This is a genomic window from Selenomonas timonae, from assembly GCF_014250475.1.
In the GTDB taxonomy this organism is placed as follows: Bacteria; Bacillota; Negativicutes; order Selenomonadales; family Selenomonadaceae; genus Centipeda; species Centipeda timonae.
The window spans coordinates 103,650-130,097 of sequence record NZ_CP060204.1 but is presented as its reverse complement, the minus strand read 5'-3'; the positions used below and the strand labels follow the sequence as shown (position 1 = coordinate 130,097).

Here is a 26,448-nt window from a genome sequence, read left to right as displayed (position 1 = left end):
TAAGGAATTATTGATAGAATAGACATTTAGGGAAGCGAGGATGATTTAGAGCGAAATTCAGAACAAATCGTTTTATTGTTATGTGGGAGGCATTATGAACTATCATACCATTCAATTTCCAAACAACAGTTTATTTCTTGTCACAGGAGGCGCGGGCTTTATCGGCTCAAATCTAGCCGAAGCGCTGCTCAATATGGGGCATAGGGTTCGCGTGCTCGATAATCTGTCGACGGGGTATTCGAAGAATATTGCAGGATTTCGGGAGAATCCGAAGTTTGAGTTCGTGGAGGGGGATATCAGGGATGCGGAGCTCTGCAATCGTGTGTGCGAGGGCGTGGACTATGTGCTGCATCAGGCGGCGGCGGTGAGTGTGCCGGAGAGTATCGAGCAGCCGGTGGAGTATACGCTGACGAATATTGTGGGTACGGTCAACATGATGGAGGCGGCGGCGAAAAATGGCGTGAAGAAGTTCACCTACGCATCAAGCGCTGCGGTCTACGGCGATGACGAGACGATGCCGAAGCAGGAGGAGACTGTCGGCAATCGTCTCTCGACGTATGCGGTGACGAAGTTTGTAGCGGAGGAGTACGCGCATCAGTACACGATGCACTACGGCCTCGACTGCTATGGAATGCGGTACTTCAATGTCTACGGACGACGTCAGGATCCGAATGGTGCGTATGCGGCGGTGATTCCGAAGTTCATCGAGTGTCTGCTGCGCGATGAGCCGCCAACGATCAACGGCGACGGGGAGCAGTCGCGTGATTTCGTCTATGTGGAGGATGTTGTTCAGGCGAATCTCCTCGCGTGCGTTGCATCGCATGAGGCAGCGGGCGAGGCCTATAATGTCGCGGCGGGCAAGCGCTCGAGTCTGAACGAGATGTATGCGGTGCTCAGTGACTTGTTCGGCAAAGATCTAAAGCCGATCTTCGGTCCGGAGCGCAAGGGAGATATTCGCCACAGCGGGGCGGACATCTCGAAGATCTGTAAGAATCTCGGCTATGCGCCGGAGTATGATTTCGAGAAGGGGATCAAGGAAGCGATCCAGTGGTATAAAGAGAATCTGTAAACTAAATGGCAGTACCGTATTCTACCTCACACTAGAATACGGTACTGTCGTTTTTGCTTGGCATGCTTCTGTGGAGAAGGTGATTTGTTTTACAGAGAGAATATATACAATACTGAAATTGTCCGATTGGAGTGATAAGATGTGTATGGATTAACGAGTGCACAATGGAAGCAAATCTATCATATCTTAGATCGGCATCGCGATCAGATCCACCAGGTTAGGCTTTTTGGTTCAAGGGCACGTGGAGATTACCGTGTGACATCCGATGTCGATTTAGCGATAGAAAACGATCAAGACATAAGAAGCACCTTGTTAGAGGAATTTGAGCAGAGCAATTTACCCTATACATTCGATATTGTTTTTTACGATCACCAAACGAATGAAAAGCTGCGAGATGCAATTGATCGAGGGGGAAAACTCCTTTTTTGTGTGGAGGCAGGGAGAAGTGTTATGACAGTGGAGCGGATTCGCCTGAAAGCGGAAGATTATCATCGGGCATTATTGCGATTGCAGACAGCGCTGAAAAAAGAAGCCGATCTGGATGATATGTATTTGGATGCAACGATTCAGCGTTTTGAATTTTGTTTTGAGCTTGCGTGGAAGTTGATGAAGGCAGTTTTGGAGTATGAAGGTATCGAGGCAAACAGTCCGCGCAGCAGCATCCGAGAAGGATGGAAGCAGGGGCTGATTTCGGATGCTGAAGAGTGGCTGGATATGATGGAGAAGCGTAATCTATCATCGCATACCTATGATGAGAATGTGGCGCGGGATATTTATCATGAGGTGAGGGAACGGTATGCTGATCTCTTGGAAGTGCTGGATCGAAGGATAAATCAGTGGCTTATGGATGTGAATGTGTAAAAAAGCATAACAGAGCTGTTGCACGAGTTAAAAAGACTTCCCACAATAGCTCTTTGCAAATCAAAGTAACGGCTAGATTTTGTTGGAGGTAAGGTGTTCGAGATCGCTCACGACTCCCTCCTCCGTCACAATCGCCGTAATCAGCTCATGATCTGTGACATCAAACGCGGGGTTGTAGACGTTCACGTCCTTCGGCGCCATGCGCTCCTTGTACCACATGTCGGTGACTTCCTTCGGTGCGCGCTGTTCGATGTGGATGTCCTTGCCGGTTGGGGTGTTCATGTCGATGGTGGAACTGGGAGCACAGACGTAGAAGGGAATGCCGTAGTGTTTGGCGAGGATGGCGACACCTGAGGTGCCGATTTTGTTGGCGACGTCGCCGTTGGCGGCAACGCGGTCGCAGCCGACGAATACGGCGTCAATCCAGCCGTTTTTCATGACAGTTGATGCCATGTTGTCACAGATGAGGGTGACGTCCATGCCGGCGGCGCTGAGTTCGTATGCGGTGAGACGTGCGCCCTGCAGGAGGGGGCGTGTTTCGTCGGCGTAGATTTTGAAGTTGTAGCCTTTTTGGTGACCGAGGTACATGACGGCGGTTGCGGTGCCGTATTTGGCTGTGGCGAGCTGTCCTGCGTTGCAGTGGGTGAGCAGGCCGTATCCGGGCTTGACGAGGGTGAGCGCATGCTCGCCTATTTTTTTGCAGATGTCGATGTCTTCCTGCTTGATGCGCAGCGCCTCGTTGCGCAGGAGACTGCGAATCTCGGGGATGGATTTGCCTGCTGCGTTCTTGACGACGGCTTCCATACGGTTCAGCGCCCATGAGAGGTTGACGGCGGTGGGGCGGGAGGAGTTGAGGTAGTCGGCGGTGGCGTGGAAGCGGCGTGCAAATTCATCGTAGTCGTCGGTGTCGATCTCGAGCGCGGCGAGGTAGATGCCGATGGCAGCGGCGTCGCCGATGGCGGGCGCACCGCGCACTTGGAGCTCACGGATTGCCGTCCAGATTTCGCCCTGTGTTTTGAGATGCAGGTATTCGGCTCTATTCGGGAGTTTGGTCTGGTCGATGATGACAAGGGCACGCTCCTCTTCGTCGAGGGCGAGGGTTTCCATGTCGAGGATGTTGGTGCTCATGCGATGCCTCTTTCCGTAGAAAATACAGACGGTTCAACTGATGTTTCTATTTTAACGAAAATTTGCGCGCTGTGGCAAGCGATTTTTACATTTGGATAAAATGTTGCGTGAAAAGCACTCTGTGCAAGATAAATGATTTGACTTTTATTGGGAATGGTTTATAATATAAATCGTATGAAGAGCGCGGCGGCAAAAGGCATGCGGCGCCAATAATTAGGGACTCAACAGGGGGTATTTCAATGGCAGTAAAAGTTGCTATCAATGGTTTTGGCCGTATCGGTCGTCTCGCGTTCCGTCAGATGTTCGATGCTCCCGGCTATGAGGTCGTCGCGATCAACGATCTGACGAGCCCGACGATGCTCGCTCATCTCCTGAAGTATGACTCCACGCAGGGGCGTTATAAGTATGCGGATTCGGTCACGGCGGGTGACGATTCCATCACGGTCAACGGCAAGAAGATCAATATCTACGCACAGGCGGATGCATCGCAGATCCCCTGGGGCAAGCATGATGTCGATGTCGTGCTCGAGTGCACGGGCTTCTACACGGCAAAGGCAAAGGCTGAGGCACATCTGAAGGCCGGCGCAAAGAAGGTTGTTATCTCCGCTCCTGCGGGCAATGACCTCCCGACGATTGTCTACAACGTCAACCACAAGAACCTCACGAAGGACGACAAGGTTATCTCGGCTGCTTCCTGCACGACGAACTGCCTTGCTCCGATGGCGAAGGCGCTGAATGATCTCGCTCCGATCAAGAGCGGCATCATGGCGACGATCCATGCGTATACGGGTGATCAGATGCCTCTCGACGGCCCGCAGCGCAAGGGCGATCTGCGCCGCAGCCGTGCAGCAGCACTCAACATCGTTCCGAACTCCACGGGCGCAGCGAAGGCAATCGGTCTCGTCATCCCCGAGCTGAACGGCAAGCTCATCGGCTCGGCACAGCGCGTTCCGACCCCGACGGGCTCCACGACGCTCCTCTATGCAGTGGTCGATGGCAAGGTCACGGTCGATCAGGTCAACGCGCAGATGAAGAAGGAAGCAACGGAGTCGTTCGCATACAACACGGACGAGATCGTCTCCAGCGACATCATCGGTACGACGTACGGTTCGATCTTCGACGCGACGCAGACGATGGTCAGCGACACGGGCGACGGCAACACGCTCGTTCAGGTGGTCTCCTGGTATGACAACGAGAACAGCTACACGAGCCAGATGGTTCGCACGATCAAGTACTTTGCGGAACTCGGCTGACAAGTAAACAGAGATATATGGGACGTGGATGCGGATAGCTAGCGTTTGCTCCATGGTACCGTATGCATACGATCTTTCACGAGGTCCGGCCGACGTTTGGGCCGGATCTCGTTTCTTTATGGAGGGGACAATATGAACAAAAAGACAATGCTTCACATTGAGCCGCACGGGAAAAAGGTATTTGTCCGCGTGGACTTCAACGTGCCGATGGATGAGAATCAGCACATTACGAACGACACGCGCATCCGCGCGACGCTCCCGACGATTCAGCATCTCCTGAATGCGGGTGCAGCGGTCATCCTTGCCTGCCATGTCGGCCGTCCGACGGAGGCACGCGAGCCGCAGTTCTCGACACGTCCGATTGTGGCGCGCCTTGAGGAGTGCCTCGGACAGCCTGTAAAATGGGCGCCTGACTGTGTGGGTCCTGAGGCGGAGAAGGCTGCTGCCGATCTGAAGCCGGGCGAGGTGCTGCTCCTCGAGAACCTGCGCTATCACAAGGCAGAGAAGAAGAACGATCCTGAGTTTGCAAAGCAGCTGGCTTCGCTTGCAGACATTGCTGTGGACGATGCCTTCGGTGTTGCACACCGCGCGCATGCCTCGAACGTCGGCATCACGGCGTATCTCGAGACGGTCGCGGGCTTCCTCATGGAGAAGGAGATCAACTACATCGGCAAGACGCTCGAGAACCCGAAGCGTCCGTTTGTCGCCATCATCGGCGGCGCGAAGGTCTCGGACAAGATCGGCGTCATCGAGAACATGATCGACAAGGTCGACACGATCATCATCGGCGGCGGTATGGCGCATACCTTTGACGCATCGAAGGGCTATCCGGTCGGCGACTCTCTCGTCGAGCGCGATAAGATCGACCTCGCGAAGGAGCTGCTCGAGAAGGCGGAGAAGAAGGGCGTGAAGGTCGTTCTGCCCGTCGATCTCGTCATTGCGGACAAGTTCGCGGCGGATGCCAATACGAAGATTGTCGATGTGGACAAGGTGCCCGACGGCTGGCAGGCGCTTGACAGCGGCCCGAAGACCTCCCAGGAGTACGTCAATGCACTGAAGGGCGCAAAGACGGTCATCTGGAACGGTCCCATGGGCGTGTTCGAGTTTGATGCTTTTGCAAAGGGCACGGAGGCGGTTGCACGCGCTGTGGCGCAGGCGACGAAGGAGGGCGCAATCTCCATCGTCGGCGGCGGCGACTCCATCGCGGCGCTGAAGAAGACGGGGCTCTCGGAGAAGATCTCGCACATCTCGACGGGCGGCGGCGCAACGCTGGAGCTGCTCGAGGGCAAGGTGCTCCCGGGCATTGCGGCACTCGCGGACGAATAAGACGAACGATAGAGGAGAATCATACATATGGCAAGAACACCGATCATTGCAGGCAACTGGAAGATGAACAACACTGTTGCGGCGGGCGTCGCGCTTGTGAAGGAGCTCGCTCCGCTCGTCAAGGACGCAAAGGCGACGGTCGTCGTCTGCCCAACGGCAACGGCTCTCGCGGGTGTCACCGAGGCGGTCAAGGGGACGAACATCGCAGTCGGCGCACAGAATGTGCACTGGGAGAAGAGCGGCGCGTATACGGGCGAGATCTCGACGGATATGCTCACGGAGCTCGGTGTCTCCTACTGCGTGCTCGGCCACAGCGAGCGTCGCGACTACTTCGGCGAGACGAACGAGGGCGTGAACAAGCGTGCCCATGCGGCGTATGCGGCGGGTATCACACCGATCATCTGCTGCGGCGAGTCACTCGAGATCCGCGAGGCGGGCACGTACCTTGCCTACGTCGCCTATCAGATCGAGGCTGCACTTGCGGGTTTCGAGGCGGCAGACGTGGCGAAGCTCGTCATTGCCTACGAGCCGATCTGGGCGATCGGGACGGGCAAGACGGCGACGTTCGAGCAGGCGGAGGAGGTCTGCGCCCACATCCGCAAGACCATCGAGGCAAAGTACGGCGCGGCGGCAGCCGAGGGCGTACGCATCCAGTACGGCGGCAGCGTGAAGCCCGCAACGATCGCAGGCCTCATGGAGAAGCCGAATGTCGACGGCGCGCTCGTCGGCGGTGCGGCACTCAAGGCGCAGGATTTCGCAGCGATCGTCAATTTCTGATTTCAAAAAGGTTTATACACTTGCTTGGTTGGCGCGGATGCTTCGTTTTGCGGAGAATCTGCGCCTCCTGAGTATTGAGCGAAAGCTCTTAGAAAGAATCAAATATTATGGCAAAACTTAAGAATGCACCGGTCGCTCTTATCATCATGGACGGCTTCGGCAACGGCGACCCGAACGATATGAAGTACAACGCCATCGCCATGGCGAATACACCGATCCTTGACGGGCTGAAGAAAACATACAAATACAATCAGATCTTTGCCTCGGGTGAGTATGTCGGGCTGCCGGATGGGCAGATGGGCAACTCCGAGGTCGGTCACACGAACATCGGCGCAGGCCGCATCGTCTATCAGCAGCTTACGCGCATCACGCGCGACATCAAGAACGGCGACTTCTTCAAGAACGAGGCGCTGCTCACGATCGTGCGCGGCGTGCGTGAGCGCGGTGGGGCACTGCACGTCATGGGGCTCGTCTCTCCGGGCGGCGTGCACAGCCATGACGATCATCTCTTCGGCGTGCTCGAGCTGGCGAAGCGCGAGGGGCTGACCGAGGTCTGGATTCATGCGTTCCTCGACGGCCGTGACGTGCCGCCCAAGAGCGCGCAGGAATATCTCGAGGCAGTTGAAAAGAAGGCGGCGGAGATCGGCGTCGGCAAGATTGCAACGGTCAGCGGACGCTACTACGCGATGGATCGCGACCACCGCTGGGAGCGCGAGCAGCTCGCCTATGAGGCGATTGCACACGCCAAGGCAAAGACTGTGGCAAAGACGGCGGTCGACGGCGTGCTCGCCTCCTACGCCGATACGAGCGAGAAGCCCGAGGGCGTGACGGATGAGTTCGTCGTCCCGTTCGTGGTCGAGGGATACCCCGGCATGAAGAACGGTGACGGCGCGATCTTCTACAACTTCCGTCCCGACCGTGCGCGCCAGCTCACACACGCATTCGTCGATGAGAAGTTTGACGGCTTCCGGCGTGACGAGTCGCTGAAGATCCCATTTGCGACGTTCTCGCAGTACGAGGCGGGGATGAACGCGCTCGTGGCGTTCCCGCCCGAGGAGATCGACAACACGTTCGGTCAGTATGTGCAGGATCTCGGCTACACGCAGCTGCGCATCGCCGAGACGGAGAAATACGCACACGTCACGTTCTTCTTCAACGGCGGCGTCGAGGAACCGTACAAGGGCGAGGATCGCATCCTCGTGCACTCCCCGAAGGTTGCGACCTACGATCTGCAGCCCGAGATGAGCGCGATCGAGGTCACGGACAAGGTGGTCGAGGCGATCAAGTCGAAGAAGTATGACTTCATCATCCTCAACTATGCGAACTGCGACATGGTCGGTCATACGGGTGTCGTCCCTGCGGTTGTGAAGGCGGTTGAGACGGTCGACACCTGCGTTGGGCGTTTTGTCGACGCCATCCGCGAGGTCGGCGGCGAGGTCTGCATCACGGCGGATCACGGCAACGCCGACAAGATGTGGGACTACGAGACGAATCAGCCGTTCACGAAACACACGACAAACCCCGTGCCGTTCATCGTGGTCTCCGACCGCGTGAAGGAAGTGCATACGGGTGCACTCTGCGACATCGCACCGACGCTTCTGACGCTCGCAGGGCTTCCCATTCCGAAGGAGATGACGGGCAAGCCGCTCATTACGCTTGCGTAAAAATCTTTGAACCTATCCAAAAGGGCAGATGCCGTTGCGCGTCTGCCCTTTTCATTTCCATTTGAAAGAGGGCGGGCGGAATGGTATACTGAGCATAATGATATGAAATGATCGGAGGTTTCTATGCTGCGATTCTTGGTGCTGCTGCGTGCATTGCGGCGCGATATCGCCGTGCTGCTCTTTGCGATGGTGCGGCGCGATACGCCGCGTGCGGTGAAGTTTCTCTTCCCGCTTGCACTGCTCTACCTTGTCAGCCCGATTGACATCATACCCGATACGATTCCGCTGCTCGGTGCGGTGGATGATATGGTGATCCTGCCGGCAGCGACGGAGCTGCTCGTGCGGATGCTGCCCCCCGACGCGCGTGCGGAGGGCGAGCGGCGCGTGGCGCGCTACGGGACGCTCATACTCGTTGTGGCATCCATTGTCGTGATTCTCTGGTTTGTCCTCCTCATCTGGGCGCTCTCGAAGGTGTTTGCATGAGGCTCTACATCGCGGAGAAGCCGAGCGTCGGGCGTGCACTTGCCGCGTGTCTGCCGCAGCCGCATCGCAAGGGACAGGGATGGATCGAGACGGGCGGCGGCGTGGTGACGTGGCTCTTCGGTCACGTCCTGCGGCAGGCGGAGCCGGAGGAATACGATCCGAAACTAAAGCGCTGGCGCGCGGAGGATCTGCCGATCCTGCCCACCGAGTGGCGGCTCGTCGTGAACGAGAGCGCAGCGCAGCAGTTCGCCGTGGTCAAGGGGCTGATCGAGCGTGCGGATGAGATCGTGCACGGCGGTGACCCCGACCGCGAGGGGCAGCTGCTTGTAGATGAGGTACTGGACTATCTTGGCAACGAGAAGCCCGTGCGCCGCATCCTCATCAACGCGCTCGACGATAAGAGCATCCACGATGCGCTCGGCGATCTGCGCGACAATCGGGACTTCCTGCCGCTCAAGCGCTCGGCGCTCGCGCGTGCGCGTGCGGACTGGCTCATCGGGATGAATCTCTCGCGCGCCTATACGCTTGCGGCGCGGCGTGCGGGGCATGACCGGCTCGTGCTTCCCATCGGGCGGGTTAAGACGCCGACGCTCGCCCTCGTTGTGCGACGCGAGCGCGAGATCGAGAACTTTAAGCCCGCAACCTACTATCTGCTCGACGCTGTATTTCGTCATGAGAAGATGGGCGAATCGTTTCGTGCACGGTGGAAGCCGTCGGAGGAGCGCACGACGCTCGATCCCGAGGGACGGCTTGTAGACGAGAGCGCCGCACGCGCTGCGTTGGAGGCGTTCGGCGGCGATCCGCAGGACGCGAAGATCACGCGCTATGAGCGCAAGAAGAAGGAGGAGCCGCCGCCGCTCCCATTTTCTCTCTCGGCATTGCAGGTGCTCGCGGGCAAGCGATACGGCTACGAGCCGCAGCAGGTGCTCGATACGGCGCAGAAGCTCTATGAGGAGAAGTTGACGAGCTACCCGCGCTCGGATGCGGAGTATCTGCCCGTGAATCAGCACAAGGACGCGCCAAAGATCCTCGGCAATCTCGCTGCGCTCGCGGACACGCCGCTCGGTGCATGGGCGCGTGAGGCGGATGCAAAGCAGAAATCGCGCGCGTGGAACGATGCGAAGATCTCGGCGCATCACGCGATCATTCCGACGACCGTGCCCGTGAACCTCGCGCGACTGAGTGCGGTGGAGCGCAATATCTACGAGCTGATTGCACGCGCCTACATTGCGCAGTTTCATCCGAACTATGTCTACGATCAGACGAAGGTCGAGGTCACCTATCACGGAGAGCTGTTCTCGGTGAGCGGGCGCACGGAGCGCGCGGCGGGGTGGCGTGCGATGTATCGTACGGCGAAAAACGAGGAGGATGCGGAGAAAGAGGACGAAGAAAGTGCCGTCCTGCCGCCGATGAAAAAGGGCGACGCGGCGGACTATATGTCCGTAGAGCTCGGCACGCGCCAGACGAAGCCGCCCACACGCTTTACGCCCGCGACTCTCCTGCAGGGTATGAAGGAGATCCACAAATACGTCAAGGACGAAGCTGCGAAGAAGATGCTGCGCGATGTCTCCGGCATCGGCACAGAGGCGACGCGTGCGAGCATCATCGAGGATCTGATTCGGCGGAAGTTCCTAAATGCGGCGGGCAAGAAAAAGGTGCTGACGCCGACGGAGGCGGCGTATCTCCTCATTGACGCCCTGCCCGACACGATGACCTATCCGGACGCAACGGCGGTCTGGGAGGATCGTCTGCACTCGATGGCGGAGGGCGAGGGGACGCCCGAGGAATTCCTTGCGGGACAGGCGGCGTTTGCGCGCGAGCTCTGCAATGCTGCATTGTCAGCGAAGATTGCGGGCGGCGGGGGCATTCCCTGTCCTGCGTGCGGGCGCGGCGTCATGCAGAAGCGCAAGGGAAAACACGGCGATTTTTGGGGCTGTTCCGCATTCCCTCGGTGCCGCATGACGGCAAATGATGTGGACGGCAAGCCTGATTTTGCGGGGCGGCGCATTCCACGTGCATTGGGCGCACAGGAGGGCGGCGCACCTGCCGCAGCAATGACGGGGCGGCGCAGCTATACGCCGACAGCGGACGAGCAGGCGGAGATGGATGCAATCTTTTTTGGAGAATAACATGACAACATTTACATCTCTCGGCGTGCCCGAGAGCTTTGCGGCGGCGCTCGAGAAACGCGGCATTACGGTGCCGACCGAGATACAGGCGGCGTTCATCCCCGCCGCATGCGCGGGGGAGAACCTCATCGGCACGGCACCGACGGGCACGGGCAAGACGCTCGCCTATCTCCTGCCGCTCCTCACGCGCATCGACCCTGCCGAGCGTACAGCACAGGCACTCATCCTCGCACCGACGCACGAGCTTGCCATGCAGATTGCGACCGTTGCGCGCGAACTCGTACAGGCGGCTGGACTCGCGTTCGGCGTACAGGCGCTCATCGGCGGCGCGAATGTCAAGCGGCAGATCGAAGCGCTCAAGAAGAAGCCCGCCGTCATCGTCGGTTCTGCACCGCGCATTGCAGAGATGCACCGCCTCGGCAAGCTGAAGCTCGCGGGCGTAAAGTTGCTCGTTTTGGACGAGTTCGATCACCTCTTCGGCAAGCAGCAGCTGGACGAGGTGCGCGCCGTCGTCCGCCTCCTGCCGCCCGAGCGTCAGGCGCTCCTACTCTCGGCGACAGCGGGCACGGCGGCGGTGCGCATGGCGGAGAGCCTCTTTGCGCCGCGCCTCATCCGCGCGGAGAGCACGAACGGGGGCTATGAAAACTACTATCATATTGTATCGTTTCGTGATAAAATAAAGGCAGTACAGAAGCTGACACGCCGTCTGCCGGTGAGGCGCGGACTTGTCTTCGTCGGGCGCAGCTTCGATGCGGCGCACGCGCTCGAAAAGCTGCGCTACGAGGGCATCAAGGCGGTCGCGCTCCTCGGACAGGAGCGGCGCGATCAGCGGCGCGCGGCACTGGACGCGATTCGTGCGGGGCGCGCCGAGCTGCTGATTTCCACCGATCTCGCCGCGCGCGGACTTGACATCGAGAATGTGGACTATGTCATCCACCTCGATCTGCCCGAGGACGTGCGCACCTACCGCCACCGCGCGGGGCGCACGGCACGCGCGGGCAAGGCGGGCGCGGTCATCTCGCTCGTGGATGAGAAGGAGATGGACAAACTGAAGGCGCTCGCTGCGCGCATGGAGATTGAACTCTCCCGTCTGCCGCGCGCCTGATGACATGCTCCGATTTCCACCGTTTTCCAAAGGAGGCCTCCGTTCGTGGACATCGTGCCCACATTATTGGATATACTGCTTGTAGCCTTTCTGATCTTCATGAACGGCTTCTTTGTTGCGGCGGAGTTCTGCTGCGTGAAGATCCGCACCTCGCGCCTTGAGACCCTCATTGCGGAGGGCAGCAGCCGCGCAAAATACGCCAAGCAGCTCACGGAGCATCTCGACTACTCCCTTTCGGTGACACAGTTCGGCATCACGCTCGCCTCGCTCGGCCTCGGCTGGGTGGGTGAACCGGCACTCGCAACGCTGATCCTTCCAGTGACGCGCGCCGTCGGGCTGCCCGATGAGGTCGGGCATACGGTCGCGCTCGCAGTCGCCTTCACGATCATCACCTCGCTGCACATCGTGCTCGGCGAGCTCACGCCGAAGTCGATGGCGATTGCAAATGTCGAGAACATCATGCTCTCCATCGCGTTTCCAATGGTGCTCTTTGGACGTGTCATGCGACCGTTTGTCTGGATCCTGAACACAGTTGCAAATGCAATTAGCCGTCGCTTTGGCTACGATGTAAAGGGGGAGAATGAGGACGCGCACACAGAGGAGGAGATCCGCCTCCTGATGAAGGAAAGCTATCGGCAGGGACTCATCAACAGCACCGAGGCGGACTTCGTGGACAATGTATTCTCGTTCACGGAGCTGAATGCGCGCGAGATCATGGTGCCGCGCACGGATATGATCTGCCTCTACCTCGACGACACGCCCACCGAGCGCATCAAGACGATCCTCGAGGAGCAGCAGACGCGCTATCCCGTCTGCTACGAGGACAAGGATCACATCATCGGCTTTATCCATGTCAAGGATCTCCTGCCGCCGCTCGTCCGAGGGGAGCGGCTGAACCTGCGCCGCTACATCCGCAAGGCGCTTGTTGTGCCCGAGAGCATGGACGGCAGTGTCCTCCTGCGCACGATGCAGGAGCAAGGGTCGCAGCTTGCGATCGTGGTCGACGAATACGGCGGCACGGCGGGGATGGTAACGGTCGAAGACATCATCGAACAGATCGTCGGCGATATCCGCGACGAGTTCGATGAGGAGCGCGAGAGTGTCGAGTGGCGCGCAGGCGCTGTCTGCTCGATTGACGCAAAGCTGCTGCTCGAAGAGGTCGCCGATCTCCTCGGCGTGCGCATCGAGGACGAGGATGTGGACAGCATCGGCGGTTGGCTCTACGACCAGCTGGGCGAGGCTCCGCGCATCGGGCAGATGGCGGCGCACGCAGGGACACTGTTTTACGTCGAGGAGGTCGACGGCGTGCGCATCACGCGCGTGCTCGTCCATCTCCTGCATACGGTATTGGAGGCGCAGGGGGAGATCGCGCCGCATGAGGAGGAGTAAAAATGGCATTCGATCCCGTGCTTTACGATGAAATCATCGCTGCGTTTACGGTGGATGCGGAGCATCTGCACGAGGCGGCGGCAAACTTCCGTCAGGATATGCGCCTTGGCCTCTCCGGTTCCCCCGACTCCTCGCTGCGCATGTTGCCCTCCTATCTCGGACTGCCGACGGGAAAAGAGCGCGGCGACTATCTCGCGCTCGACTTCGGCGGGACGAATGTGCGCGTCCTGCTCTATCGTCTCGAGGGCAATGGGAAATACGAGATACTCTCCCACGTCGCAAAGCCGCTCAAGGTCGACGGCGTCTATGACTTCATCGGCGCGGAGGCGACGGGCGAGCAGATGTTTGACTTCATCGCGGCGCTCGTCGACGAGGCAGTCGGCGGCGACCATGAGACGCCGTACCTCCTCGGACACACCTTCTCCTTCCCGTCCGCGCAGACGAATATCAGCGACGCGCGGCTCATCATCTGGACGAAGGAATTCGCAGCGCGCGGTGTTGAGGGCGAGGTTGTCAACGATCTCCTGCGTGCGGCACTCGTGCGGCAGGGGCTGACGAATGTCACGCCGAACTCCGTCATCAACGACACGGTTGCCGTGCTCCTCGCTGCCGCCTACATCCACGGCGAGACCGCCATCGGCGCAATCTACGCGACGGGGCACAACACCTGCTACCTCGAGCCGTATACGGGTATGGCGCAGCCACCGATGATCCTCAACATGGAGTCGGGCGGCTTCTCCAAGCTCGTGCCGAACCGCTTCGACGTGGCGCTCGACGCAGCGTCTGAGAAAAAGGGGGAGCAGCGCCTCGAAAAGATGGTCTCGGGTCGCTACATGGGAGAGCTCTTCGAGATGGCGCTTGCCGAGCTCCTTGGTGCAGCGGGTAGCAAATACGGCTTTACGAGCGTTGATCTCAGCCGCATGCTCGAGGATGTGAGCGAGGATGCGACATCGGCGGCGACCCTTGTCGAGGTGCTGACGGGACAGCGGCTTACGGCTGAGGATGCCTTGCGCGCGCGCGGCCTTGCGCGCGCCATCGTTGTACGCTCCGCGCGCCTCATTGCGGCGACATTTGTCGGGACACTCTGGCAGGTGACGGGCAGCGGGGAGATACGTGCGCAGCACATCGCCGTCGACGGCTCGGTCTATGAGAAGATGCCGCTCGTCAAGGAGCAGATGGCGAACGTCTTTGCGGAACTCCTCGGCGCGGATGCGGGCAAGGTTGACACCATTCTCGCGAGCGGCGGATCGGGACTCGGTGCGGCGCTCGCGGCGGCAATGGCGGAGCGCGGATGAAAACTGCTTGCCACTGCGGCGCGGTCTGTGCTATGATAGACGAATATAATATCTTGCAGAAGGAAGGGGCTTTTTCTTGCTCACGCTTTTAATGGTACTTGATGCAATCGTTGCAATCATCCTAATCGCATCCGTGCTCGGGCAGGAGGCAAAGTCCGCCGGCATGGGCGGGCTCGACGGCGGCGGCGATACGGTCTTTTCGGGCAAGGCACGCGGAATGGACGCGCTGCTTGCGCGCGTGACGATCATATTTGCGATTTTGTTCGGTGTGATTACGATTGTGATTGCGCGGATGTCGAGCTGATCGAAAAGGGAATATCCCTGTACCGCTATGCGGGGCAGGGATTTTTTCAAACAGGGAACGATCAGGAAGAGGAGGGAATGTCATGCACTTAGTGGGCGCGGAGCCATTTTTCCTGCCGGGTGGGCGGCATGGCGTGCTTCTCATTCACGGCTTTACGGGTCTGCCGGCAGAGCTGCGCCTGCTCGGTGCGTATCTGAACGAGCGCGGATTCACAGTGCTTGCGATACGCCTTGCGGGGCACGGGACGACGGTCGAGGATTTGAGCCGCATGGAGCACGAGGATTGGATGGACTCCGTGCGCGACGGCTATGCCATCCTCAGCGGTGCATGTGATCGGATCTCCGTCGTCGGACATTCGATGGGTGCGGTATTTGCCCTCCTGCTCTCCGTCGAGGCGGAGGTTGCCCACGTTGTCAGCCTCGGTGCGCCGATCATGATTGCGCCCGAGCAGGGACTCGAGCATCTGCCCACGCGCGAGGCGTGCATTGACCGCTATGTACCAAAGGCACGCAGGAAACTCAGGGACGTGCCGCAGGGCGCGAACAACACCTATCGGCGCATGCCGCTCGTCTCCATTCATGAGCTCTTGGATGTTGTCGCAATCCTCTGCCGTCAGATCGGGCGCGTGACGGCGCCGCTCCTGATTGTACACGGGGAGCGGGATCATACGGCGGATCCGAAGAGTGCGGACTATCTCTATGAGAACGTGGGGAGTCCTCACTGCGAGAAATTCATCCTGCCCGATGCGGGGCATCTGCTGCCGCTCGATACGGGGGTCAGAGAGCGCGTCTTTGCGCGCACGGCGGCGTTTTTGACGGGGGATACTCTGTAAATTTTGTAGGAACGGAAATAGGAACGGGAAAACGAGGAAATTATGGAACAGGAACAACTGGATACACTGAAAGAGCGCGTACACGCCTTTATGCGGGAGGACGCCTATCGCCCGCTGCCCGAGGCTGAGGTGCGGACGGAACTCGGGCTGCCCGAATCGGAGGAGCAGCTTCTTTCGTCTGCCCTCGCGGCACTTGAGGCGGAGGGCGCGATCATCCGCAACCGCAGCGGCCTCTATGGTCTGCCGAGCCGCATGAATCTCGTCGTCGGGCGGCTCTCCATGTCGCCGAAGGGCTTCGGCTTCATCATCCCCGACGTGCGTGCGACGGAGGACGAGTCGGATGTATTTGTACCAGGCTCTGCGCTCGCGACCGCCATGCACGGCGACCGCGTGGTTGCACGCGTTACGCCGTCCGAGATGCCGGGGCGCGCGCGTGAGGGCGAGATCATCCGCATCCTCGAGCGTGCGAACACGCATATTGTCGGCACATTCGAGCGCAGCAAGGCGTTTGGCTTTGTGACGCCCGACAGCGCGAAGATCGGGCGCGATATCTTTGTTTTGAAAAAGGACTTCGGCGGCGCAAAGACAGGGAGCAAGGTTGTCGTCGAGATTACGAAGTGGCCGGAGGAGCGCCGCAGCGCCGAGGGGCGCGTCATCGAGGTGCTCGGCAAGACGGGCGACCCGGGGGTCGATGTGCTCGCCGTTATGCGCGCCTACGATCTCGATGAGAACTTTCCGCCCGCCGTGGCGGAGGCAGCCGCGCACTGTCCGACGCATCCGCTGCCGGAGGAGTATGCGGGACGGCGTGACCGCCGCGATTTCCCCATTGTCACGATTGATGGCGAGGATACGAAGGACATCGACGACGGCATCTATGCGTATGAGAAGGACGGCGGCTTCTTCCTCGGCGTCTACATCGCGGACGTGAGCCACTATGTCCGCGCGGGCGAGCCGCTCGACAACGAGGCGGCGCGGCGCGGGACGAGTGTCTATCTGGTCGACCGCGTCATCCCCATGCTGCCAAAGGAACTGTCGAACGGCATATGCAGCCTGAACGAGGGCGTTGACCGCCTCTCGATGGCGTGCGAGATGGAGATCGGTGCGGACGGCGAGGTGCGCAGCTACGAGATCGTGCCGTGCGTCATCCACGTTGCGCGCCGCCTCACCTATACGCTCGTCAACCGCGTGCTCGCGGGCGAGGAGCCGTTTGTCTCCGACAACGAGGACATCCGCCCCATGCTCGAGACGCTGCGCCGTCTGCGTGAGGCACTGCGCGCAAAGCGCCACCGTCGTGGATCGATCGACTTCGAGCTGCCCGAGATCAAGGTAAAGCTCGACGCCGAGGGGCATCCCGTTGCGCTCGTGAAGCGCACGGGCTCGGTCGGCGAGTCCATCATCGAGGAGTGCATGCTCATCGCGAACGAGACGGTTGCGCGCCATATGGAACTGAAGGAGGAGCCGTTCGTCTATCGCGTCCACGAGACGCCAAACAGCGAGAAAATCGAACGCTTTCAGAGTCTCCTCGCCGCGCTCGGGCTGCGCCTCCACATCGACGAGGACGGCAAGGTGCGCCCGCGCGACATTCAGCAGGTGCTCGACCGTGTGAAGGGGGCGCCCGAGGAGCGCATCATCGGCGCGGTCGCGCTGCGCTCCATGCAGCAGGCGCGCTATGCAACGGCGAGTCTCGGACATTTCGGGCTTGCCGCGCGCTACTATACGCATTTCACCTCGCCCATTCGCCGCTACCCCGACCTCCTTGTCCACCGCCTCCTGCGCGAGACGTTTGCGACAGGGCATATCCCGCCCGAGAAGCGGGAGCGGCTGCGCGCGACCCTCGCCGAGGCGGCGGAGCATTCCTCCGCGCGCGAGCGCATTGCCATCGAGGCGGAGCGCGAGACCACGGATATGAAGAAGATTGAGTACATGGCGCAGTTCGTCGGTGAGACCTTCGAGGGAATCATCAGCGGCGTCACGGCATTCGGCATCTTTGTTGAGCTCGAGAACGGCGTCGAGGGGCTTGTCCACGTCTCGACGATGGTGAACGATTACTACAGCTACGTCGAGGAGCAGTATGCGATGGTCGGCGAGCGCACGGGCACGCGCTATCGCCTCGGCGACGCCGTGACCGTCATCATCACGCGCGCGGACGTACAGGCGCGGACGCTCGACTTCGTGTTGAAGGACAACGGCGTTTACGAGCCGAACATGGCGAAACCTGCGAAAACTGCAGTAAAGCCGAAGGCGGAGGGTGAAAAAAATAAAGACGGGCGCCGACGTTGCTCCCGTAAAAAGAAGAATGAGAAACGGCATGAGCCAATTATCGCGGATGTCGCCGCAACGCCCGCCGAGCGCCGCAAGAAGACGCGCGGCGCTCACGGTACGCAGGGCAAGCGCGTGCAGGAGGGCGAGCGTGCGGCGCGCACGGCGGCGGCAAGCGTGCCCGCAAAGCCGCGTGCAACTGCACAGAGGGCGGACGGTGCGCGCGGGCAGCGTCCTGCGCGTGCACCGCAGGCGGGCGCAGAGTGGCGTGACCGCGGGCGTGGCAGATCCTCGGATCGCTATGATGACGAGCGCGGCTCGCGCGACTATCACCGCGTCAAGGTCACGGGGCTGAATAGCGCCGTCTGGCCGGATCCGCCGGGCTACCGCGCGCAGAGACCTGACGCGGAGCCGTCGGAGAAGCCTCGTCGCGCGCCGCGTCCCGCACGCCGCATGAACCGCAAGACAGAGGGCGGCACCGGCAACGCCGAGTGAGGAATTTCTATGGGAAAGAAGAACGAAAGCATCAAGATCGCCTGCGAGAACCGCAAGGCGCGTCATGATTATTTTATCCACGAAACTTACGAAGCGGGCATGGAGCTCGTCGGGACGGAGGTCAAGTCCCTGCGTGCAGGGCGCGCGAATCTGCGCGACAGCTACGCCTATATCAAGAACGGGGAAGTATTCCTCGACCATATGCACATCAGCCCCTACGAGCAGGGCAACCAGTTCAACCACGACCCGCTGCGCGTCCGCCGCCTCCTCATGCACAAGGCGGAGATTCTGAAACTCTTCGGCAAGACACGCGAGAAGGGCATGACCCTCGTCCCTCTGAAGGTCTATTTCAAGCGCGGGCGGGCAAAGCTGGAACTCGCGCTTGCAAGCGGCAAGCACAACTACGACAAGCGTCAGACGCTCAAGGCGAAGTCTGCAAAACGTGAGGTGGAGCAGGCGCTCAAGGAACGTCAGCGCGGCTAGATAGGAGCATATATGCAGGAAAAGGAAGCATCGCCCGTCCTGAGGCGCGGGCTGAAGAACAGACATCTCCAGATGATCGCGCTCGGCGGCGCAATCGGGACGGGACTTTTCTACGGCTCGGCATCCACCATCGCGCTTGCGGGGCCTGCGGTCATGCTCGCCTATCTCCTCGGCGGCATCATGATTTTCTTCATCATGCGCATGCTCGGAGAGATGGCGGTCGATGAGCCCGTCTCCGGCTCGTTCAGTCACTACGCGGGCAAATACTGGGGCGATTTCCCGGGCTTCCTCTCCGGCTGGAATTATTGGTTCAACTACATCATCGTCTCGATGGCGGAGCTTGCGGCGGTCGGCATCTACATGAATTTCTGGCTGCCCGACCTCCCGCAGTGGCTCTCGGCGCTCATCTGCCTTGCCGTCATCACCGCGCTCAACCTCACGAATGTGCGCGCGTACGGCGAGACGGAGTTTTGGATGGCACTCGTGAAGATCACGGCGATTGTCCTCATGATCGGACTCGGCGGCTGGCTGCTCGTTACAGGTGCGCCGTTCCCCGAGAACGTCAGCAATCTCTGGGAACACGGCGGCTTCCTGCCGAACGGATGGTGGGGATTCTTCCTCGGCACCGCCGTCGTCATGTTCTCGTTCGGCGGCATCGAGCTGATCGGCATCACGGCGGGTGAGGCGGAGGATCCCGACCGCACAATCCCGCAGGCGATCAATCAGGTCATCTGGCGCATCCTGATTTTCTATGTCGGCACGATGGCGGTGCTTATGGCACTCTGGCCGTGGAACGAGGTCGGCATGGAGGCAAGCCCCTTCGTGCAGATTTTCCAGAACGTCGGCATTCCTGCCGCCGCGCATATTCTGAACTTCGTCGTGCTGACGGCGGCAATCTCCGTCTACAACTCTGCGATCTACAGCAACAGCCGTATGCTCTACGGACTGGCGCAGCGCGGGGACGCGCCGCAGGTGCTGAGGAGTCTCTCCGTGCGCGGTGTGCCCGTGCTCGGCATATTGATTTCTTCGGGCTTTACGCTCATTGTTGTATTCCTCAACTATTTCTTCCCGGGGGATGCATTCCTCTATCTCATCTCGATTGCTACCTGCGCCGCCGTCATCAGTTGGGTGATGATCGTTGTGACACATCTGAAATTTCGTCGCAAGATGGAGCACGAAGGAACGCCGATCAAATTCCGCGCACCGTTCTGCCCGTGGATCAACTATCTCTGTCTCTTCTTCCTCATCGGCGTTGTCGTCATGATGGCGCAGATTCCGGGCATGCAGCTCGCTGTGCCAATCCTGCCCACATGGCTGCTCGTACTGTGGATTGGGTATCGTTCGAGGCGCAGAAGAGGATAATAATGGAATGCCAAGGGACATGCACAAACTGTGTGTGTCCCTTTCTTGTATACCGTCTTTTTCATTAGACAAAAAAATAAATTTGTGTTAGAATATGTAATAAAATTTTGACAGCAAGGAGGAATATCATATGATCTGCAAAGAATGCGGCGAAAAAATTGAAGGGCTGACGCGTATTTGCCCGCATTGTGGCGAGCGGGCGCTGATCGACGATGAACTCGAAACATGGAACTTCATTGCTGATACGGCGGACAAACATCGGCGCGAAATGCCCGCAGAGATTGTGCTGAACGAACCCGTACCGATCCCCGACGAACGCACGGCGCAGATCGACGGACTGGAGCGCCTGAAGGACTACTTCGTTCAGCACAGCAACCTTTACAAGATTGTTGAGGATCTGGACTACATCGAGAGCGGTCTGCACCGTCCGTCCTTTGTGCTCTGGCTGCTCTCCGGCGGACTGGTCGCGGCACTCGTCTACTTCCCTCTCTCCCCATTCCTGCCGGATTTCATCTGGGCATACTACTTCGTGCTCTGGGGCGCGGTCACCACTGTCGGCTATCTGCGTGCCGGCCGCCGCTACGAACGCCGTAAGGCGGAGTACGCGCTCCTGCGCCGCGATGCAGAGAACGACCTGCGTGCGATGTACAACGACTGCGCGGACTGTTTCCTGCCTCTGGCATGGACGCCTCCACCGCGCATCAACCGCATGATTGACGCACTTCGCTCAGGGAAGTTTGACTCGGTGCGCGCATATATGGAACGGGAGGCGGGCTGAATGGCTGAGATTCGAATCAAACGTATTTATGAGGCAATGTCTGCGGATGACGGCTTTCGTGTGCTCGTTGACCGCCTCTGGCCGCGCGGTATCTCAAAGGAACGTGCGGCACTCGATGACTGGTGGAAGGATATTGCTCCATCGCCGGAACTCCGTACGTGGTTTGGACACAAGGCGGAGCATTTTGAGGAATTTGCTGTGAAATATCGCGTGGAACTCTCGACAGGAAGGGCTGCACCAACTCATATGGTAACGGTAGCTGAACATCTTGCAGCAGGGGAAAATGTAACGTTGCTCTATGGGGCGAAAGATCCCGCGGTCAACCATGCCCGTGTCTTGCAGGAATGGATGTATGCGATGATGGATAAGTGAGAAGATATCATCACTTATGAGATGAATACTTCACGTATGTGACGATAAAAACTGAAAATGACCGAAAAACGCTGTGGAATGCAAAATCCACAGCGTTTTTACTTGCCATATTTTCGGTTTCAGGATATATTCAGGTTGTCAGGATGACAAAAGCGCTAAATAATCACAAATGTGAAGGTAAATACTCTCGGGAGGAAAACAATATGCAGGCCGTGGATAAACGGATCCTTATCAAGGCGGCAAACCTTTACTACACCGACGGTCTGAAACAGGGGGAGATTGCGGCACGTCTCGGCGTTGACCGCACAACGGTGAGCAAGTATCTGAAGCGTGCCCTTGCGGCGGGGATTGTACGCATCACCGTCGAGACGGACAACAACGAGGAGCTAGAGAGCGCGCTCGAACGACGCTTTGGGCTTCGTGAAGCGTACGTTGTCGCACGCAGCATTGATCTCGAGCAGGTCAAGCGACGCATGGCGCAGGCGGGGCTGAGTCTCCTGCGTCGCATTGTCGCCAAAGGACAGACCATTGGTCTTGCATGGGGGACGAGCATCCGCGAGCTGACGCGCTGCGCGGCGGCGGAGCGCCTTCACCCCGTGAGCGCGGACTTCGTACCGCTTGACGGCGGGCCTGAGAGCCTCGACAGCGATCTCCACGTGAACACGCTCTGCTACGAACTCGCAAACGCATTCGGCGGACGCAGCCACTACATTTATGCCCCCGCGATTGCGCGCACGGCAGAGATTGCGGCGGCAATCCGGCAGGATGTGAACTTCGAGCAGATCATGAATCTCTGGGCGCGGCTCGACATCGGCATCGTCGGCATCGGCGCACCTGTAAAGTCCTCGAACCTCGTCTGGATGGGTAGCTTCGGTCGCGAGGCGATCGAAAGCCTCCTGCGCGAGCGCGTGGTCGGGGAGATCTGCTCCATGTTCTATGACATCGAGGGGCGTCCCGTCCAGACGGAGTTTCAGGATCGCATCATCGCCGTTGAGCTCGAGCGCCTCCGTGCGCTAGACTACAGCATCGGCATGGCGGCGTCGCGCGAGAAGGTACCCGCCATCCTCGGGGCACTGCGCGGGCGCTACATTAACGTCCTCATCACAGATGATGAGACAGCGAAGATTCTGCTGAACGAGTGAACAGATTAAGAAAGGAACGATGAGAATGCTCTGGCTTGTTTTGATTGCCGTAGGCATGTGGGTGCTCCAGCTGGTTCTGAGCATTCTGCAGTTCCGCCGCTTTGCCTCACATGTGAAGGAGATGCGCCGCGAAGGGCGCGTTGCCATCGGCAAGGCGAAGGGGCGCTTCGTTGCGGGGGCGATTGTCCTCTTTGTGATTGATGCAGAGTGCAATATTCTGCGCGGCGAGATCATGAAGGGTGTCACCGTATTTGCGGGCTTTCGCCCATTTGAGGACTTCACGGGCAAGAATTTGCTCGATCTCGACGAGGAGAGCGTCGCGGGCTATGACCGTCAGACGCGCCGCGCCGTGCTCGGTGCTCGTGAGGAGTACATCATCTATCAGGAGCAGGGCGAGACCCTTGCCAGTCATGCATAAAGGCTTTGTTTCCACTGAAAGGAGAAACACATGGATACTCTGATTCTCTTTGCCGAGGGATTCATCGGCATGTTCAACAAGGGCGGCGAAACCCTGATCGGGTGGGTCACGGGCATCATCCCGACCCTTGTCTGCCTGCTCGTCGCGATGAATGCGATCGTGCTCTTTGTCGGCAATGAGCGCGTTGAGAGATTTGCCCACCTCTGTGCCGGCAATCCCATCTCTCGCTACGTTGTACTACCGTTCATCGGCGTGTTCTTCCTCTGCAACCCGATGGCGCTCTCGCTCGGCAAATTCATGCCCGAGTATTACAAGCCCTCTTACTATGCAGCAGCTTCGTCTGCATGCCACACGATGAACGGTATGTTCCCGCACGTCAACCCCGGTGAGATGTTCGTCTTCCTCGGCGTTGCAAACGGTATCACGACCCTCGGTCTTCCGTACACGGATCTGGCGCTTCGCTATCTGCTCGTCGGACTCATCGTCAACTTCCTGCGCGGCTGGCTCACAGACTTCACAGTCGCCTATGTCCAACGTCAGCAGGGCGTAAAGCTCAGCAAAGAACCCGCCGTCCTCAAGTCGTAAGGAAAGCCGAAAGGAGAAATTATCATGAGCGAATACAAGAGCGTCATCGTGTCGGCAGGCTCGGGCGGATTTGGCGGCCCGCTGACCCTTACGCCGGATGAGAAGAAGAACAAGATCGTCAACATCACGGGCGGTGTGATCTCGGATGTTGCCGTACGCCTCGGCGAAATGACGGGTGCGGAGGTCGTGGACGGCTTCAAGACCAGTGTTCCCGAGGATGAGATCCTCGCGGCGGTTATCGACTGCGGCGGCACGCTGCGCTGCGGCATCTATCCGCAGAAGCGCATCTTTACCGTCAACATCAAGCAGACGGGACCCTCGGGACCCCTTGCCCAGTACATCAAAGAGGACATCTACGTCTCGGCAGTAAAGCCCGCAAACATCGCATTCAGCGACGGCACGGCAGCTCCTGCAGCAGCACCTGCCGCAGCGCTCGCAGAAGAAGAGAACAAGCCGAAGTATGATACCTCGAAGAAGATCACGGAGCAGTCCGGCAGCCTCATGGCAAAGGTCGGGCAGATGATGGGCGGCATCGTTGCTACCTTCTATCAGGCAGGCCGTGAGTCCATCAACACGCTTATCACGACGATCCTGCCCTTCATGGCATTCGTCTCCATGCTCATCGGTGTCATCCTCGGTTCGGGCTTCGGCGACTTCGTCGCGCACTTCGTTTCGCCGCTTGCCGCGTCGCCGATCGGGCTCGTCATCCTCGCGCTGATCTGCTCCTTCCCACTCCTTTCCCCGTTCCTTGGACCAGGGGCGGTCATCGCGCAGGTCGTTGGCGTTCTCATCGGCGTCGAGATCGGTCTCGGGCACATCCCGCCGAACCTTGCGCTTCCCGCAGTCTTTGCCATCAACGTACAGTGCGCCTGCGACTTCATCCCCGTCGGACTCGGCCTTGCCGAGGCAGATGCCAAGACCGTTGAGATCGGTGTGCCCGCTGTCCTCTACTCGCGCTTCATGACCGGCCCTCTCGCCGTCATCATTGCGTGGATTGCCAGTGCAGGCCTCTACGAGAGCTAAGTTTTTCGCTGAACACAGAGCAGTGCAGAAGGAGAATCTATTATGAGTTGGTTGAATCTCGAAGAAAAAACTGCCATCGTCACGGGCGGTGCATCGGGCATCGGTAAGGCCGTTGTGGAGGAGTTCCTGGCACAGGGCGCGAACGTGGTTGTTTGCGATATGAACCCGGAGGCACCCGCATTTGATGCAAAGAACGGCAAGGTTCTCTATGTTGTCACCGATGTCACGAAGCGCGAGAGCGTCGAGGCAATGGTCGCAGAGGCGAAGAAGACGTTCGGTGCGATCGACATCCTCGTCAACAACGCGGGTATCAACATCCCGCGCCTCCTCGTCGACCCGAAGGATCCGCATGGGAAGTACGAGCTGGACGACGCCGTCTTCGACAAGGTCACGGCAGTCAACCTCAAGGGCGTCTACCTCTGCGCACAGGCGGTCGGACGCGAGCTCGTCGCACAGGGACACGGCGTGATCATCAACATGAGCTCCGAGAGCGGCATTGAGGGCTCTGAGGGGCAGAGCATCTACGCTGCAACGAAGAATGCCGTCAACTCCTTCACGCGTTCGTGGGCGAAGGAGTTCGGCAAGTACGGCGTACGCGTCATCGGCGTCGCACCTGGCATCCTCGAGGCAACGGGGCTCCGCACTCTCGCCTATGAGGAAGCACTCGCCTACACGCGCGGCATCACCGTCGATGACCTGCGCAAGGGGTACGCGAGTACGAAGACCACGCCGCTCGGACGCAGCGGCAAACTCTCCGAGGTCGCCGACCTCGTCGCCTACCTCGCCTCCGAGCGCGCCTCCTACATCCACGGCGTTACCTACAACGTCGCGGGCGGCAAGACACGCGGGTAAAAACCTGACATTGAAAAACGCTCCTTACAGATGTGCATGACTGCCGTCTGCAAGGAGCGTTTTGCTGTCTCATGGAGGAATGGGATGAGTCGAAATTTTCATTCTTGACAAGAACCCTTGTTTTCCATAATATGATAGTATCAAAGGAGAAAGAGGCGAATCAATGAGTATCATCAAGAAGAATGTTCCGGCGGAATATCTTGCATTGATTCAGAAACTCCGTTTGATAGATGACACGTTTTTCAATGTATGTTTCGACAACAACACCGAGGGAATACAGCTTCTGTTGCGCATCTTCCTTGATCGGGACGATCTCGTGGTAAAGCGTGTCGTTACACAGCAGAGCGTTGATAATCTCTATGGACGCGGCGTTCGTTTCGATGTGCTCGCTGAGGACAGCGATGGGAAGCTCTACGACTGCGAGGTTCAGCGGGCAAACGAGGGTGCAGTCGCGCGTCGTGCGCGATACAACAGCAGCATGATGGATACGCGTGAGCTGGAAAAATCTGCAAAATTCTCCGCACTGCCCGAAACGTGGGTGATCTTTATCACGGAGAATGACATATACCGCGCGGGGCATCCGCTCTACCATGTGGAGCGCGTCATTCAAGAGCTTCAACGTCCGTTTGACGACGGCGCGCATATTCTCTATGTGAACGGGGCGAATCGTGAGGACACGCCTCTCGGTCGTCTGATGCAGGATTTCTTTTGTGAGCGTGCGGAGCAGATGCACTACAAGGAACTTGCAAAACGCGCCAGTTACTTTAAGGCGGAAGTGGAGGGGGTAAATACCATGTGCGAACTGATGGAAAAGTTTGGAGAGAAGAAGATGGAAGAGGGGCGTGCCGAGGGGCGTGCCGAGGGACGCGCCGAGGGACGGTTGGAGTCGGCTCGTGCAACGGCGCTGGCGTTGATTTCCTTGGGAAAATTGACGATTTCCCAGATTGCCGCAGCGACCCAGCTGCCGCTTGAGGAAGTTGAACAGATGGCGAGAGCCTAATGCTTTGAGTCTTTTTGCCACCGGATACACATAGAATCTGGATAGTTTTTTTGAAAAAAGTAAT

At 58.9% G+C, this 26,448-nt stretch carries 25 protein-coding genes; 24 read left to right on the top strand and 1 reads right to left on the bottom strand.

Annotated elements, in window-relative coordinates:
• Positions 1-94: 94 nt before the first annotated feature.
• Positions 95-1,069, top strand: a complete 975-nt coding sequence (locus H1B31_RS00550) for an SDR family oxidoreductase (RefSeq protein WP_185980475.1) — start codon at positions 95-97, stop codon at positions 1,067-1,069.
• A gap of 141 nt (positions 1,070-1,210) precedes the next feature.
• Positions 1,211-1,930 (top strand): HI0074 family nucleotidyltransferase substrate-binding subunit, encoded by a 720-nt coding sequence (locus H1B31_RS00545; RefSeq protein ID WP_185980474.1) that lies wholly within the window; start codon positions 1,211-1,213, stop codon positions 1,928-1,930.
• A 72-nt stretch (positions 1,931-2,002) separates the two neighbouring features.
• On the opposite strand, the gene mtnA is transcribed toward H1B31_RS00545, so the two are convergent.
• Positions 2,003-3,058, bottom strand: a complete 1,056-nt coding sequence (mtnA, locus tag H1B31_RS00540; protein ID WP_185980473.1) for an S-methyl-5-thioribose-1-phosphate isomerase — start codon at positions 3,056-3,058, stop codon at positions 2,003-2,005.
• A gap of 239 nt (positions 3,059-3,297) precedes the next feature.
• Between mtnA and gap the strand changes: the two genes are divergently transcribed.
• The 22 genes from gap to H1B31_RS00430 all read left to right on the top strand — a co-directional run bounded on the left by gap (position 3,298) and on the right by H1B31_RS00430 (position 26,384).
• On the top strand, positions 3,298-4,311 hold the full coding sequence (gene gap / locus H1B31_RS00535; RefSeq protein ID WP_185980472.1) for a type I glyceraldehyde-3-phosphate dehydrogenase: 1,014 nt from the start codon (positions 3,298-3,300) through the stop codon (positions 4,309-4,311).
• Between the two features lie 132 nt (positions 4,312-4,443).
• Positions 4,444-5,637 (top strand): phosphoglycerate kinase, encoded by a 1,194-nt coding sequence (locus H1B31_RS00530; protein WP_185980471.1) that lies wholly within the window; start codon positions 4,444-4,446, stop codon positions 5,635-5,637.
• 27 nt (positions 5,638-5,664) lie between these two features.
• Complete coding sequence (tpiA, locus tag H1B31_RS00525; RefSeq protein ID WP_185980470.1) at positions 5,665-6,414, top strand: triose-phosphate isomerase; 750 nt, start codon at positions 5,665-5,667, stop codon at positions 6,412-6,414.
• Positions 6,415-6,521: 107 nt separating this feature from the next.
• Positions 6,522-8,078, top strand: a complete 1,557-nt coding sequence (gene gpmI / locus H1B31_RS00520) for a 2,3-bisphosphoglycerate-independent phosphoglycerate mutase (RefSeq protein ID WP_185980469.1) — start codon at positions 6,522-6,524, stop codon at positions 8,076-8,078.
• Positions 8,079-8,201: 123 nt separating this feature from the next.
• Positions 8,202-8,561, top strand: coding sequence for a YkvA family protein (locus H1B31_RS00515; protein WP_185980468.1), 360 nt, complete (start codon positions 8,202-8,204; stop codon positions 8,559-8,561).
• Positions 8,558-10,690: a DNA topoisomerase III gene (locus H1B31_RS00510; RefSeq protein WP_185980467.1), complete on the top strand. Its 2,133-nt coding sequence runs from the start codon at positions 8,558-8,560 to the stop codon at positions 10,688-10,690. The genes H1B31_RS00515 and H1B31_RS00510 overlap by 4 nt, the downstream gene beginning before the upstream one ends.
• A 1-nt stretch (position 10,691) precedes the next feature.
• The gene (locus tag H1B31_RS00505; protein ID WP_185980466.1) at positions 10,692-11,795 is read left to right on the top strand and encodes a DEAD/DEAH box helicase; all 1,104 of its coding nucleotides are present in this window, start codon (positions 10,692-10,694) and stop codon (positions 11,793-11,795) included.
• 45 nt (positions 11,796-11,840) lie between these two features.
• Positions 11,841-13,184 carry a hemolysin family protein gene (locus H1B31_RS00500; RefSeq protein ID WP_185980465.1) on the top strand — a complete coding sequence of 448 codons (1,344 nt, stop codon included), beginning with the start codon at positions 11,841-11,843 and terminating at the stop codon, positions 13,182-13,184.
• A gap of 2 nt (positions 13,185-13,186) precedes the next feature.
• A complete protein-coding gene (locus H1B31_RS00495; protein WP_185980464.1) occupies positions 13,187-14,479 on the top strand; it encodes a hexokinase family protein in 1,293 nt (430 codons plus the stop codon).
• Between the two features lie 91 nt (positions 14,480-14,570).
• The gene (gene secG / locus H1B31_RS00490) at positions 14,571-14,783 is read left to right on the top strand and encodes a preprotein translocase subunit SecG (protein ID WP_185981183.1); all 213 of its coding nucleotides are present in this window, start codon (positions 14,571-14,573) and stop codon (positions 14,781-14,783) included.
• 82 nt (positions 14,784-14,865) lie between these two features.
• A complete protein-coding gene (locus H1B31_RS00485; protein ID WP_185980463.1) occupies positions 14,866-15,615 on the top strand; it encodes an alpha/beta hydrolase in 750 nt (249 codons plus the stop codon).
• Between the two features lie 42 nt (positions 15,616-15,657).
• On the top strand, positions 15,658-18,369 hold the full coding sequence (gene rnr, locus H1B31_RS00480; protein ID WP_185980462.1) for a ribonuclease R: 2,712 nt from the start codon (positions 15,658-15,660) through the stop codon (positions 18,367-18,369).
• A 9-nt stretch (positions 18,370-18,378) separates the two neighbouring features.
• Entirely contained in the window at positions 18,379-18,852 is a 474-nt protein-coding gene (gene smpB / locus H1B31_RS00475; protein WP_009655063.1) for an SsrA-binding protein SmpB, read from the top strand.
• 12 nt (positions 18,853-18,864) lie between these two features.
• Entirely contained in the window at positions 18,865-20,214 is a 1,350-nt protein-coding gene (locus tag H1B31_RS00470; RefSeq protein WP_185980461.1) for an amino acid permease, read from the top strand.
• A gap of 130 nt (positions 20,215-20,344) precedes the next feature.
• A complete protein-coding gene (locus H1B31_RS00465) occupies positions 20,345-20,992 on the top strand; it encodes a zinc ribbon domain-containing protein (RefSeq protein WP_185980460.1) in 648 nt (215 codons plus the stop codon).
• Entirely contained in the window at positions 20,993-21,364 is a 372-nt protein-coding gene (locus H1B31_RS00460; RefSeq protein WP_185980459.1) for a DUF488 domain-containing protein, read from the top strand.
• Positions 21,365-21,567: 203 nt separating this feature from the next.
• A complete protein-coding gene (locus H1B31_RS00455) occupies positions 21,568-22,506 on the top strand; it encodes a sugar-binding transcriptional regulator (RefSeq protein WP_185980458.1) in 939 nt (312 codons plus the stop codon).
• Between the two features lie 25 nt (positions 22,507-22,531).
• A complete protein-coding gene (locus H1B31_RS00450; protein ID WP_037346001.1) occupies positions 22,532-22,924 on the top strand; it encodes a transcriptional regulator GutM in 393 nt (130 codons plus the stop codon).
• A 30-nt stretch (positions 22,925-22,954) separates the two neighbouring features.
• A complete protein-coding gene (srlA, locus tag H1B31_RS00445; protein WP_009440416.1) occupies positions 22,955-23,509 on the top strand; it encodes a PTS glucitol/sorbitol transporter subunit IIC in 555 nt (184 codons plus the stop codon).
• A 24-nt stretch (positions 23,510-23,533) separates the two neighbouring features.
• Positions 23,534-24,532, top strand: coding sequence for a PTS glucitol/sorbitol transporter subunit IIB (gene srlE / locus H1B31_RS00440; RefSeq protein ID WP_185980457.1), 999 nt, complete (start codon positions 23,534-23,536; stop codon positions 24,530-24,532).
• Between the two features lie 42 nt (positions 24,533-24,574).
• Positions 24,575-25,384 (top strand): SDR family oxidoreductase, encoded by an 810-nt coding sequence (locus H1B31_RS00435; RefSeq protein WP_185980456.1) that lies wholly within the window; start codon positions 24,575-24,577, stop codon positions 25,382-25,384.
• Between the two features lie 163 nt (positions 25,385-25,547).
• Entirely contained in the window at positions 25,548-26,384 is an 837-nt protein-coding gene (locus H1B31_RS00430; protein WP_185980455.1) for an Rpn family recombination-promoting nuclease/putative transposase, read from the top strand.
• Positions 26,385-26,448 lie beyond the last annotated feature (64 nt).